This window comes from Amygdalobacter indicium, from assembly GCF_029101545.1.
GTDB lineage: Bacteria > Bacillota > Clostridia > Saccharofermentanales > Fastidiosipilaceae > Amygdalobacter > Amygdalobacter indicium.
Window position 1 is genome coordinate 1,062,669 of record NZ_CP118866.1, and the last position, 13,273, is coordinate 1,075,941.

General features: G+C 41.5%; 11 protein-coding genes. 1 reads left to right on the forward strand and 10 read right to left on the reverse strand.

Annotated elements, in window-relative coordinates; translation table 11 throughout:
- Positions 1–39 precede the first annotated feature (39 nt).
- On the reverse strand, positions 40–828 hold the full coding sequence (locus PYS60_RS04435) for a hypothetical protein (RefSeq protein WP_315568004.1): 789 nt from the start codon (positions 826–828) through the stop codon (positions 40–42).
- Positions 829–1,468: 640 nt separating this feature from the next.
- Between PYS60_RS04435 and PYS60_RS04440 the strand changes: the two genes are divergently transcribed.
- Entirely contained in the window at positions 1,469–1,828 is a 360-nt protein-coding gene (locus PYS60_RS04440) for a uracil-DNA glycosylase (protein ID WP_315568005.1), read from the forward strand.
- 8 nt (positions 1,829–1,836) lie between these two features.
- Here the strand turns inward: PYS60_RS04440 and PYS60_RS04445 are convergent, their stop codons facing one another.
- From PYS60_RS04445 to PYS60_RS04485, 9 genes are all read right to left on the reverse strand, one after another.
- Positions 1,837–2,802 carry a serine hydrolase domain-containing protein gene (locus PYS60_RS04445; RefSeq protein ID WP_315568006.1) on the reverse strand — a complete coding sequence of 322 codons (966 nt, stop codon included), beginning with the start codon at positions 2,800–2,802 and terminating at the stop codon, positions 1,837–1,839.
- A 55-nt stretch (positions 2,803–2,857) separates the two neighbouring features.
- Complete coding sequence (locus PYS60_RS04450; RefSeq protein ID WP_315568007.1) at positions 2,858–3,658, reverse strand: metal ABC transporter permease; 801 nt, start codon at positions 3,656–3,658, stop codon at positions 2,858–2,860.
- A complete protein-coding gene (locus PYS60_RS04455) occupies positions 3,652–4,323 on the reverse strand; it encodes a metal ABC transporter ATP-binding protein (protein WP_315568008.1) in 672 nt (223 codons plus the stop codon). The genes PYS60_RS04450 and PYS60_RS04455 overlap by 7 nt, the downstream gene beginning before the upstream one ends.
- Entirely contained in the window at positions 4,304–5,638 is a 1,335-nt protein-coding gene (locus tag PYS60_RS04460) for a metal ABC transporter substrate-binding protein (protein ID WP_315568009.1), read from the reverse strand. Before PYS60_RS04460 ends, PYS60_RS04455 begins: the two co-directional genes overlap by 20 nt.
- Positions 5,639–5,766: 128 nt before the next feature.
- Entirely contained in the window at positions 5,767–6,468 is a 702-nt protein-coding gene (locus PYS60_RS04465; RefSeq protein WP_315568010.1) for a ZinT/AdcA family metal-binding protein, read from the reverse strand.
- A gap of 318 nt (positions 6,469–6,786) precedes the next feature.
- Complete coding sequence (locus tag PYS60_RS04470; RefSeq protein ID WP_315568013.1) at positions 6,787–9,522, reverse strand: ATP-dependent Clp protease ATP-binding subunit; 2,736 nt, start codon at positions 9,520–9,522, stop codon at positions 6,787–6,789.
- Positions 9,523–9,588: 66 nt separating this feature from the next.
- A complete protein-coding gene (uvrA, locus tag PYS60_RS04475; protein WP_315568014.1) occupies positions 9,589–12,489 on the reverse strand; it encodes an excinuclease ABC subunit UvrA in 2,901 nt (966 codons plus the stop codon).
- Positions 12,490–12,536: 47 nt separating this feature from the next.
- Complete coding sequence (gene ruvX, locus PYS60_RS04480) at positions 12,537–12,962, reverse strand: Holliday junction resolvase RuvX (RefSeq protein WP_315568016.1); 426 nt, start codon at positions 12,960–12,962, stop codon at positions 12,537–12,539.
- Positions 12,959–13,222 carry an IreB family regulatory phosphoprotein gene (locus tag PYS60_RS04485; protein WP_315568017.1) on the reverse strand — a complete coding sequence of 88 codons (264 nt, stop codon included), beginning with the start codon at positions 13,220–13,222 and terminating at the stop codon, positions 12,959–12,961. Before PYS60_RS04485 ends, ruvX begins: the two co-directional genes overlap by 4 nt.
- Positions 13,223–13,273 lie beyond the last annotated feature (51 nt).

Here is a 13,273-nt window from a genome sequence, read left to right on the forward strand (position 1 = left end):
ATCGCTTTCTTTTTTTCATCTGACATAACCGAATACCTCCTATAGTTTGAAACAAGCAACTATTGCACCAATGTCAGCTGCTCCTAAAACACATACACCTCCTATGCATGCTGCACAAACTGCACCTCCTACCGGTTCAGCAAGACATGCCGCAGTACAAGTTCCAGCTATTAAGTATGCCACCGTTCCATTAACTCCCAACAACGCTGCAATACAACCTACTTTATCATACCAACTTTTATTGTATTGTTCTGCACCTATATCCTTTAACCCTCGTATACCTTCTCTTATCTGTCCATTATTAATGTAGTCAATATCTGTTTGCTTATGTTCTATTAATTTTCCATTTTGATAGTTATCAATGATAAACTTATCAAGTTTATCATTATTATAAATTAATGTTTCAGTATATCCCTCAAAAGTATCATTTTCATTAAACATTATGTTTAAGTTACTTAAAAGACTATATTCCCCTCCAACCGAAACATTAACCGATGTATAATATTTTCCATCAATATTTGACTTAACAACATTTATTTCGTTGAAGTTTAAATTATCTATTCCTCCTTTTATTACAATATTTTTATTATAGATTTCATTTTTTGCTAATTCAATGTAAAAGTCTTTTAGTTCCATATCCTTTACATCGTAACTCTTTGAGGCTATTTCTGATATATTTCTAAAGTTAGATGCAATTTCATTTGTAATGGTGTAGCTTTTATTATTAACATCTTCACTTGCATACACTGGAACTATATTAGTTAAAGTACTAAATAATATCGCAAACGCTAATAAGCCTAAAAATGTTTTTTTACAATAATTTTTCATTTTAATATCTCTCCTTTTGATATATTTTTTGTATAAGCATTCATAAGAAACTTAATAACTAAAATTTCTTATACTGAATAATCTCCATTCTTATATCTCTGAGGATTAATATTTTTCATACCGAACACCACCTTTATCAGATTTTCAGTTTACCATTCTCCCCTACAATTATAAGCTACCAATGCTAACTGCCCGGCAGTTGCCACTAAATTGGCTTAGGTACTGTGAATCCAACCATCATCACAAATGCCAATAACACCGATACCATTTTTTCATTTTTCCCATTGCGTAGCCCTCCTTTACTTTGTTTAACCAAAGAGCTGTTTCTTTGATTTATATTTATATTTTACAATTTTACACAAACAAAATCAAGGAATAATCAATTTCCAATTTTTACTTATTTTTTTTATTAATGCAAAAACAAAAATGATAGGTGCAAAAATATAAGCAATCGGCATAATAATCTTTGAATTTATCCCTATAACATCAATTTTTTAAGATAATACTTTCCCTGAAATTGGAAATGTAATTACTGCTAGTCCAAAAGAAATACTTAAACCTATAAACCATCCGGCAAAAGGGTTTATTCTGAAATACTCCGTCATGCAAGAAGTAATATGCTGCGAAAAACGAGACGGGGGTGCGGACAAGCGGCGATTTGACACCTTGGGCCCGGCAGGGCGTGTTCCTGTTGAATCGGATTCTGACGGTCAGGGAAAATCAACCTCTAAGTCATCAAAATAAAGGCTGGGAGATTTTTACAAGTCATATTTTAGCGGAGCTTTATGCTGTTAATCGACCGTTGGTTTTTATGCTTTGGGGGAAGCAGGCTCAAAGTCTGATGCCCGAAGTTAAGCGGGCTGATCATTTGTTTTTGTGTACCAGTCATCCCAGTCCTTTGGCAGTTTATCGCGGTTTTCACGGTTGCGGCCACTTCGAGCTGGCTAATAAGTTTTTGCAGGAGCACGGTTTGACGGCCATTGATTGGCGACTTCCCTGATCGGCCAATTAAGTTGTAATCAGCTCGTAAAGATATTTTTTCAAAGGCCTTGTTGCCGTACTTTCGCTGTTGACCGCCAAAGTACGAGCTTTTTCAGGGTTAACCAGCAAATATTGCCCGTGTTTGCCGTCAGCGCTGTAAGTGCCGTCAACATATATACGAAATCCGTAACCGTAAGCTGTAGTTGCAGAAATATCGACATGTTTTTCACAAGTAGCCCGCTTAATAGCATTGCGTGCCAACAAACTGCCGTCATTTTTGCGTAAAATTTCACCCCAGGAACTCAATTGAGCCGTTGTCAAAAATAAGTCGCTCGCCCCGAATTCATAGCCGGAAGGATCCTGCAACCACTTAACTTTTTCCACCCCGACAGCTTGAAAAACAGCTTGAAGTTGACGACTCAGGCGCTGCTGCAATTGAACTTGTAAGAGTACAGATGCAAGATAGTAGGCTGCATTAGTATATAAAAAAGCAGTTCCCGGGCTTTGAGCAAAAGGCAAATGCAGGCAATAATCCAACCAGTTAAAACATTTTTTCTGCCGTAATTGCTCTCTTTCCTCGCTGAACATATGAGCTTCTGCAAAACCGCTTTGCATAGATAAAAGATCATGTACAGTCAGCTGCCGTAACGCGAGCGATTCAGGGATATCAGCTTGCGGTTTTTCCAAATCGGCCGCCTGCAATCTTTTAGAAAATTCCGGTATCTTCGTCTGCAGCAAAATATCTTTTACTAAGTCATAAACATTAGTCTGTAAATCCCAAACACCGTTTTCTACGGCTTGCAGACAGGCAATGGCCGTAAAACTTTTCGCCACGGAATATTGGTTAAAATAGCGCTCGGCTTCCTGTTGCCAAGCGTCAATTATCTCACCGTTTTCCCGCAAAATCAGATTACGCACACCTAAAGCGCTCAAAGTTTTAATATCCACTTGAATTTCTCCTGCCGTCGGATTAAAAGCAATAAAAATAGGCATAGTCGCAAAATTGATAAAATTTCGCAACTACGCCTAATTTAACAAACTTTTGCCTTCAATGCAAAATCAACCTGATTTTCTTATATAAGCCGACAAGTAACATTCCTATTATCGCCAAGATAACAATCGCTCCGCCGGTCGGTACATCATAGTAATAAGAGAAGATAATTCCGCACATCGTATAAATTACGCCTAAAATTACGGCCATGATAAAAGTTCCCTTATAACTGCAACTGACAATCAAAGCTGTAGCCACCGGCAAAACCAGAATTGACAAAACCAACAAAGCGCCGACGATTTTACAACTTAAGGCAATGGTTATCGCTGCCAAAAATGTGAATATCGTGTTGACCAAACGAACGTTAACACCGGCCAAGCGGGCCAAATCGGTATCAATAGCAATATCGAGCAGAGCAGCATAATAAATTATGCTGACAGCAACAACTAAAACGAAAACGACCAGCACACCGATTACATCTTGTAAAGTTACAGCCGAAATACTGCCGAACAAGTAACTGTCGAAAGTATTACCGCCGGGAGCAAATTTTGACAAAACGGCGGCAATACCTAAACCGGCGCTGGTAATAACCGCTGTAGCCATATCACCGTAATGCGGAAACTTTTGTCTAATATACTCAATGCAGAAGGCACCGATTAAACAAACAATAATTACGCCCCAAACAGGCTCGAATCCTAAAATCAGTCCCATAGCCACACCGGATAAAGAAGCGTGAGACAGAGCATCTCCTATCATACTGGTTTTACGGTTAACCATGACAATACCGATCATCGGAATAATAATGGACAGGCACAGACCGGCAATTAAAGCATGGCGCATAAATGCAAATTCTAACATTTTATTAAGCCTCCCTCAGTCATTTTATAAGACGCACTCAACGGCAAATATTCTTTGATCAGGTCCATCTCGTGCGTAACGATCAATATAGTAGTTTTTTTCTCTTTATTGGTACGAGCAACTAATTCCAGAAAATTAATTTTACTATTTTGATCGACACCGGCTGTCGGCTCATCCAGAATTAATAATTGCGGTTCATTAATCATCGCTCGAGCAATTAATGTCCGTTGTTTGAAGCCGCCTGAAAGGCGATTATAAGGTACATGCAAGTAATGCTCCAAACCCATCTCGCACAAAATATCTTCGGCTTTTTTCCTCAAAGCTGCTGAAGGAATCTTAAAGAAACCGAATTGCCGATACAAATTCAGAACGACAATCTCTGTACAGGTAATCGGAAAAGTTATCCCGTTGAAACTTTGAACTTGCGGTACATAACCGACAGCAGCAAAATTTTTGAACTTGCTGATATTTTCATCCAACAAATAAATTTCACCGCAAGCGGGTTTCAATTGTCCCAGAAGCAATTTCAAAAGTGTGCTTTTACCGCTGCCGTTTTCTCCGTGAATAGCAACTATTTCACCTTTTTCTTCTTGAAAATTTATATTTTTCAGAATTAAATCCTGATTATAGCCGAAGCTGACATTCTTAATTTTTATCTGACTCATTTTCTTCTCCACCTAACGCTACATAAAGCTTGTGCAAATTTTGCGCCATTATTCGAGTATAAGCGCCTGTTTCATTCTTTTTGCCCGGCTGGACATATTCCATACTCGTGAGGTCCACAAATTTACCGTTGCCGATTTCGGCAGCTAAAGTTTTAGCTTCTTTCGGCGGTTGATTGGTCTCATAGAATATGGTATTAATCTTCTTTTCCTTGCAGTAATTAATCGCTTTGCGAATAGTTTTCAAACTGGGCGATTCCGTGGAAATCAAGCCTTGCAAAGGATATTGCTGCAGTCCGTACTCTCTGGCCAAATATTCCCAGGCATAGTGAGTTACTAAAAATTCTTTATGCTCCAAGGCCTTAAATTTCTCCGCATAATGGGCCTGAATATCGGTCAATTTATCAATAGCTTGAAAGCGCCGTTTACCATATAAAGTTTTGTTATCCGGATAAGCGTTTTGCAAAACATCATAAATATAATTGAGATAAAATTTGGCATTATTCAATGAGAGCCATGAATGCGGATCATAGGTTATTTTATCCTGACCGGAAGTGGAACTTGTTAAAACATCTTCCTTTTCCAAAAGTTTTTTCGACTTGGTTTGTAAAGTATACGGCAGCAGTCTTTCAGATATTCTGTCGGAAACTACGTACCATTCCCCGCTTTCAGGGACTTTGAAATAAACTCGGCCGCTGACATGTCCCATTTCCAAGGCATAAACAGTATTTTCCCGGACGGCAATTTCACTTTCCTGCGGTGTTAATTTGCCCTTTTGGTCCATTGTTTTTTTAGCTGCTGCAATCGCATCTTTAAGACTTTGCTCAGGCTTTTTTTTGACAAAACAGACACGCATGATATCTTCATGGGTATGACCGAATTCAAATTTATAAACTTCATCAGCCGATATATTAATTTTGGTCATATATTGAAAATCACCCATAGCCGCCGCGCCGCGATAGGTTATCAGGCGAATTTTGTCCGACAAAGTTACAACTTTCAGATTCGGTAAATTATGTTTGACCTTATCTACCCAATGTTCCATATTCGCACCATTGACAAATAGAATATCGGCGTGGGAAAGGTCTTTCATATTTTTCGCTGTCGGTTCCCACATATGCGGATCGACATTGGCCGGCATAAAGGAGCGAACATCCAGAGTATCTCCCGCCACTTGCTTCACTAAATCATAAATCGGGAAAAATGACGTATATACCAACGGTTTCTTTTCATTTTCTTTGTTAGAAGTACCGTGACAGGCAGCAAGTAAACAGCATGATACAAGCCCCGCCAGGCAACGCAATAATTTTTTTCTCATGTGAAAATTCTCTATATTTTAGCCTGCAATGCCGCAATAAAGCAGCAAAGTCGGGCCCGTTATAATTTGCAAATGCAACAAAAGCCCGCATAATGCGAGCTTCTGTCACAAGCTGTTATAACCGAACATTAATGAGTTACTTCAGTAATAACTTGAGCCATAGTACTGGAATCTTTAGCCATTACCGGCCACCAGCTGTCCATCTTCAGCATTTCGTCGACGCTCTTGCCGTAACGGATATGGAAGTGAGTAATTTCATTCTCACCGTGTACCGGCATCATCAACAACAGAGGATGTTTGGCTTTCTTGTCTTTGGCTTCAAAGACTGCCCATTGTGAATGTTCTTCACCCTCTTTACCTACCTGCTTAAGCTCTTTGAAAGTATATTCAACTTTCTCAATTGCCTTGCCCTTGTTGGAAGCGAAGTTATCCAGGAAAGTAATGCTGTTATCATCAATCTTCATGCCTAACCACTCGACATGGCATTCTTTCGATTTTTCTTTCTTGAACTCATCGAAGCTCTTCTTCAGCTCTTTGGCCTTAGCTTCCATCGCCTTCTTAACTTCCGGCACCGTGTAATAACCTTCGATGCTGTTCCAGGTACCTGCCCAGTCTTTCAAAGACATTTTCTCGGCTTTGGCGGCTGCCTTAGTCTCTTTTGTATCTTTTTTGGATTCCTTCGTGTCCTTCTTGGACTCTTTGGTATCCTTCTTAGCTGCGCTTGTAGCCTTGCTTGCTACGTCCTTAGTGGGTTTCTTACTGTCGGAGCACGAAACCAATAAACCCATTGCCAATAATAATGACAATGCTGCTGTCAAATGCTTTTTCATATAAAAGCCCTTTCTATTGTCGCAAATGCCTAAATTCAGGCAAATGCAATAAATAAATTTATGAAACGGCAACATTATAAGCTAAATTATTCCTCAATGCAAGATTTGCAAATAATATTCATTTGCAAAATGACACTTTGTCATCTTCGCCTCAAGTGTTCAATATTTTCGGACCGGAGAGAAGGATAAAGTAACTTATGCCTCTGAATATAGTTACAGTTTGCAAATTTGCAAATTTATACGCAATTGACATTTGCAGGCAAAATCGGGACAAAAAAAAGACTTACCCCGTCAAATGAACGAAGTAAGCCTGTATTTCTAATATTCAGTTGCCGGCGGCAGCTCGACAGTTCCGTTCAGGAAGCGTAATTTTCCGGCCCAGGCCTGCAGACACTTCTTATCTGTCGTACACAAAGTGCTGTAATCGGCGCAGGCAGCTTCCGCCTCCTGCGGGACTTCCACCGTTAAATCATGGACATTTACCAATTTTTCCTGCAAATAATAATCGGCCAAACGGTTCTCCACATAAGCCGTCAAAGTTTTCCTAAGCGGTCGGGCGCCGTAACGTTCATCATAACCCAAAGCCGCCAATAAATTCTGCGCTTTGTCGGATAAAACAATTTGCAGTTTTTTACTTTGCAAAGCCTGATTCAACTCCCGCAACATCAATGCGATAATTTGCCGAATTTCCTTAATCTGCAAATGGCGGAAAATAATAATTTCGTCCACACGATTAAGGAATTCCGGGCGGAAATGTTCCTGTAAAGCCGTCTGAACCTGCTGTTCCAAAGAATCATAGCTGTCTGCACCGAAACCGATTTTAGCTTGTTTAAAGCCCGTTCCGGCGTTACTGGTCATCACAATTATCGTATTACGGAAATTAACCGTACGCCCCTGGCTGTCCGTCAAACGTCCTTCATCCAAAATCTGCAGCAAAATATTGAAGACATCTTTGTGCGCTTTTTCAATTTCATCCAGAAGAATGACACTGTAAGGATTACGCCTTACTTTTTCCGTCAGCTGACCGGCATCTTCATAACCGACATAACCGGGAGGCGAACCTATCATTTTAGAAACGGTATGAGATTCCATATATTCCGACATATCCAATCTGATATAAGCATCCTTGCGTCCGAACATGCAGGCAGCCAAAGTTTTGACCAATTCGGTTTTGCCGACACCTGTCGGGCCGACAAAAATAAATGATATCGGTTTTTCCGCGCTGCTCAGACCTAAGCGTTGCCGTTTAATAGCTTGAGCTAAAGCAACTATAGCTTCATGTTGACCGATAACCTTCTCTTCCAGGCGGGAGGCCAAATGCAAGAGCCGTTCACTGTCACTCTCACTGATTTCTTTCACGGGAATTCCTGTCCACTGCTCAATAACAGCCGCTATATCGCTGAATTTAATGGCCGTACGGGTCAAATGACTCTCACTGTCCCGAATAATCTCCTCTTCCTGCGCCAAATTGGCTTTTAAGCCCGCCAAAGCGGCATACATTTTGTTCAAGCTCTTGGCCAAATCTGCTTGTGCCTGTTCCGCCGTCTCATCTTCTGCTGTATTCAATCGGCTCTTATTGGAGTTTTGCACTTCCCCGGCATTGGCAATCAAATCTTCTGTCGCTTTAATTTGTGCTTTCAGACTTTTTGCCTTTTTCCAAGCTCTTTGATAAATATTCAAATATTTGTTATGTAAATTAGCCTGTGAACCGGCCTCGTCCAAAATATCGATCGCTTTATCCGGGAAAAAACGGTTCGTAATGTAACGTTCCGCCAAGTCATATGTCGCTTGAATCACTTGATCTGAATAAGTGACATAATGATAATCCTGCAAATAATCACGCTTATCATACAGCATCGCCAAAGTATCCGCTTTATTCGGTTCTTTGACAATTATCGGCTGAAAGCGACGTTCCAAAGCCGTATCTTTTTCAATTGATTTCCGATATTCCGCCAAAGTAGTTGAACCGATAATTCGCAACTCACCTCGAGCTAAAGCCGGTTTCAGAATGTTGGCGGCATTCATTGCGCCCTCCGAATTGCCGGCGCCCATGATATTATGCAGCTCATCAATTACCAATATGATTTTGCCTAAGCTCTTAACCTCATCCACAACACCCTTCAGTCTATTTTCAAACTGACCGCGAAATTGTGTACCGGCGACCAATGAAGTCATATCCAACAGGTAAACGGTAAAATCCGCCAGCTTTCCCGGCACCTCACCTTTAACGATTGCTTCGGCCAAACCTTCAGCTAAAGCCGTTTTACCGACACCCGGTTCACCTAAAAGTACCGGATTATTTTTATTTCTACGATTTAATATTTGTATTAAACGGGCTAATTCCGTCTTTCGCCCGATCAGATGGTCAATTTTACCGGCCTTAACTTCTTCATTCAGATTCAAGGCGTACTTCGGTAAAAATTTTAATTTCCCGCTCGTTTCGGCACTGCCGGACTGCTTTTCTTCCGCCATAAAAGGTAAATCGGCGAACATGGAATTGGAATCGCCGGCAGCATCGTCAGCTTCTTCCGCCGCAGCGGCAAAGTTATCATCTTTATCGTCCTTAAATTTTTCTGCCGGAGAAGTAATCGCCGGCTTGTCCGGAATTTTATCTAAAATTGCAGCGGCATCTTTCTCCAGTTTTTTCGCTAAAGCGGCCGTATTTCCGACAGGATCGGCTTCTTCTTTCTTACCGTCTTTTTTGCGATCGGTTTTTTCTCCGCCATGGGAAAAATATTCCTGGATTTGATTGAATACCTCTTCCGGCGAACTGTTACCGAAAGTTTCCTCCATAGCGGCACTGATATCACCGTCAGGGAACATTTCCTGCGCATCTTTCATTTTAGTATTGTACATATCAGCATTTTCCGGCGTAATTCCCATAGTTTCAAAGGCTTTTTGCAATTCTTTATCCTTATTGACAAAGCCTTCCTTAAAAGCACAGCTTATGCACAGCTTCATCGATTTGCCCGGTCTGATAACATGCATAACAGCTACATTCTCATGGCAGATATCACACGGCTCTATTTTGCCGAAAGCATTAAAAGGATTCATTTTCGCCTCTTTCGTTTTGCACTTATTATTCGTTGCTCATTCAATTTTTCTCATTATAACTTAAAATCAGGCTTTGACACCATCATTTGCGGCAGCTTTAATCATTTTAGCTAAATACTCTCCCGTATATGAATTTTTATCAGCCATAACTTCCTCCGGAGTTCCCGTCGCTATGACTTGACCGCCGTTAATTCCGCCTTCAGGACCTAAATCAATAATATAATCGGCTACTTTAATTACATCCAGATTATGTTCGATTACCAGTACTGTATTACCTTGGTCAACTAATTTTTGCAATATATTAATTAAGCGGGCCACGTCGTCGATATGTAAACCGGTTGTCGGTTCGTCCAGAATGTAAAAGGTAGAACCGGTTGATTTTTTCGCCAGTTCTGCCGCCAATTTAACCCGTTGAGCTTCACCGCCGGAGAGCAACGTGGAATTATGCCCCAAGCTCAAATAACCCAAGCCTACATCAATTAAAGCCTGCAATTTTCCGGTAATTGCCGGATAAGCGGCAAAAAAATCGTAAGCTGTCGCAATATCCATTTCCAGGACATCCGCTATGTTTTTTCCGTTGACCTGAACTTCCAAAGTATTCGATTGATAACGTTTACCGTGGCAAACATCACAATCCACATAAACATCCGGCAAAAAGTTCATGGAAATGCATTTGACGCCGTCACCCTTGCACGCCTCGCAGCGACCGCCGCTGACGTTAAAGCTGAATCTTCCGGCTTTATATCCTCTGGCCCGGGCCAAAGGCATCGCGGCGAATAATTCGCGAATGCGGTCGAATACGCCGGTATAAGTTGCCGGATTGCTTCGAGGTGTGCGCCCGATAGGCGATTGGTCAATATTGATGACTTTATCTATATTTTCACAATTATTTATTGCCTGTAAATTCGCCGGCATTAAAGTTGATTTGTTTAATTTAGCCTGTAAAGCCGGCAACAGCGTACTGTTGATTAAACTGGATTTACCTGAGCCTGACACTCCCGTTACAGCAATAAATTTACCCAAAGGAAATTCCACCGTGACATCGCGCAGATTATGACAGGAAGCTTTAACAATCTGCAGAAATTTCCCGTTGCCGCGACGTTTTACCGGATTATAAGGAATGAACTTTTTACCGGACAAATAAGCCCCGGTCAAAGATGCGGGATTTTGCATGACCTCCTCCGGTGTACCCTGCGCCACAATCCGACCGCCGTTTTTCCCCGCTCCCGGTCCCAAATCTACCAGATAATCGGATTTGAGCATAGTTTCCTCGTCGTGTTCAACTACAATTACCGTATTTCCTAAATCTTTCAAACGCTGTAAGCTTTTAAGCAAACGGGTATTGTCTCGTTGATGCAAGCCGATGGACGGTTCATCCAGAATGTAAATAACACCGGTCAAACCGGCTCCGATTTGGGTGGCCAAGCGGATTCTTTGCGCTTCACCGCCGCTTAAAGTCATAGCGGCACGCGATAAAGTCAAATAAGAAAGTCCTACTTCCAGCATGAACGACAGGCGATTCAATATAGCTTCCAACAATTTATCGGCAATTTTATTTTCATTGGCACTTAACGTCTTTTTACTGTCAGCCAAAAAAGTGTAAAGCTCATTCAGCGGCAGCGCACATAATTCAGCTATATTTTTGTCACAATAATAAACGGAAAGTGCCTGTTCGTTCAGGCGTTGACCGTGGCATTTCGGACAAAGCGTTTCCCGCATTATAGGTTCATAAATGGCTGTAATTTCCGAACTGTTGATGTTTTCCCAATAGCGACGATTGAGGCTGTTGATAATGCCTTCGAAACTCCGTTGATTGGAAGCGGTTTTGAAGTGAAATTTCGATGTATCGACCGGTATCAGCTCGTTATTGTTACCATAAAGCACTAAATTTCTGGTTTCCGGTGCAAGCTCCTGCCAAGGTTTGTCCAAATCTATTTTGTAATAATCGGCCAGAGCCTGTAAAAGGGCCGTGCCGTAATTATTGCCGTAATTCCAACCGGGCGCCTGTATAGCACCGGCCTTCAAAGACCGTTCCGGATGGGCGACAACCGCCTGTTGATCGACACTTTTGAACGAACCTAAACCTTTACATTCCGGGCAGGCGCCTTGAGGATTGTTGAAAGAAAAAAGGCGTTGTTCAATCTTGCCGATACTTATATGACAGGTCGGGCAAGCATTAATTGTGGAAAATAATGTTCCAAGATCTGCTTGACTGAATGAGGCTAAAGTTGCCGTCGTTGCAGAATTGCTCAAATTTTTCACGAACAGAATACCGTTCGCCAATTTCAAAGCATTTTCAACAGAGGCAGCCACCCGGGCCAAATCACCGTAACGCAAAATAATGCGGTCGACAACAACGGCAATTGTATGTTTTTTTTGCTTATCCAAATTAACCGGGCTGTCGTCAAGGTCGTAAATTTGACCGTCGATAAAGAAACGTACGTAACCTTTTTCGTGGTAATCATTTAACAGTTTTTTATACTCGCCTTTAGCGCCTAAAACCAACGGAGCCAAAATCAACAAACGACTGCCCTCTTCGTACTGCCTGATTGCCTGTAAAATTTCATCCGGAGATAAATGGGAAATAGGCTGTCGACAACGCGGACAGTGGGCCTTGCCCAAACGTGCGAATAAAAGTCTGAGATAATCGTACACTTCCGTTACTGTTCCGACGGTGGAACGCGGATTATGTGAATTGGTTTTTTGATCAATGGCAACTGTAGGGCTCAAACCGCTGATCGACTGGACATCAGGTTTATGGCTCTGTCCGAGGAACATTCTGGCATAAGTTGACAATGATTCAACATACCTTCTTTGTCCTTCCGCGAAAATTGTATCAAAAGCCAAGGACGATTTACCAGAACCGCTCAAACCGGTCATAACTATTAATTTTTCCCGGGGCAAATCGATGTCTATATTTTGTAAATTATGTTCCTTAGCTCCGCGAATTTTCAGAAATTTCTGCATACTTCGCCTCCTCGCTCAATTTTAACTATTTGGAAACGAAAAACAATTCAGCGTCGGCTGTCCAAATAATTCTGTAATATTATCTCCGCCGCTATTTGATCAACAACCTGCCGCTTAGCCTGACTGTTACGCTTTTTGGCACTGGCATTCAAAATTTGATGGGCAATGACCGTCGTGAAACGTTCATCGAAATAAGTTAAAGGCAGTCCGGCGGCCGCCTGTAATGTTGTACCGAATTCCCGTGCTGCAATTTCGCTTTCCGATACCTTGCCGTCGGTTCTCCTGGGTAAACCGACCACTATCTCGCTTACTTCCTGAAGTTTAATAAGATCAAGTAATTCCTCAATTATTTGCGGTAAAGCTCCCTGTTTATTCGGAATTGTACGAATACCGCGGGCAAATAGACCCATCGGATCGCTTATGGCCACACCGATTCGTACCGAACCGTAATCAATACCTAAAACTCTGCTCATCTCTTACTGCGCAGCTGTTCACAATACATGCGCACTATAACTTCCAACAGTTCATCCCGTTCCATGCGACGAATAACGGCCCGAGCGCCTCGATGATTGGTAATATAAGTCGGATCACCCGAAAGAAAATATCCTACCAATTGGTTAATCGGATTATAACCTTTCTCTTCTAAAGCCAGAAGCACCTCTTGCATGATCTGCTCAGCTTCACTGTTCTTATCCAAGCGTAAATCAAAACGGGCTGTATTGTTGTTGGTCATACTTCACTCCTTTGGAGAAATTACAATATATTACAACATTATATCATGTTT

Coding starts and splice junctions, on each gene's coding strand:
- PYS60_RS04445 (WP_315568006.1), bottom strand. CDS start 2,802: ATGCCTATTTTTATTGCTTTTAATCCGACGGCAGGAGAAATTCAAGTG.
- PYS60_RS04455 (WP_315568008.1), bottom strand. CDS start 4,323: ATGAGTCAGATAAAAATTAAGAATGTCAGCTTCGGCTATAATCAGGAT.
- PYS60_RS04465 (WP_315568010.1), bottom strand. CDS start 6,468: ATGAAAAAGCATTTGACAGCAGCATTGTCATTATTATTGGCAATGGGT.
- ruvX (WP_315568016.1), bottom strand. CDS start 12,962: ATGAGCAGAGTTTTAGGTATTGATTACGGTTCGGTACGAATCGGTGTG.
- uvrA (WP_315568014.1), bottom strand. CDS start 12,489: ATGCAGAAATTTCTGAAAATTCGCGGAGCTAAGGAACATAATTTACAA.
- PYS60_RS04470 (WP_315568013.1), bottom strand. CDS start 9,522: ATGAATCCTTTTAATGCTTTCGGCAAAATAGAGCCGTGTGATATCTGC.
- PYS60_RS04450 (WP_315568007.1), bottom strand. CDS start 3,658: ATGTTAGAATTTGCATTTATGCGCCATGCTTTAATTGCCGGTCTGTGC.
- PYS60_RS04460 (WP_315568009.1), bottom strand. CDS start 5,638: ATGAGAAAAAAATTATTGCGTTGCCTGGCGGGGCTTGTATCATGCTGT.
- PYS60_RS04485 (WP_315568017.1), bottom strand. CDS start 13,222: ATGACCAACAACAATACAGCCCGTTTTGATTTACGCTTGGATAAGAAC.
- PYS60_RS04435 (WP_315568004.1), bottom strand. CDS start 828: ATGAAAAATTATTGTAAAAAAACATTTTTAGGCTTATTAGCGTTTGCG.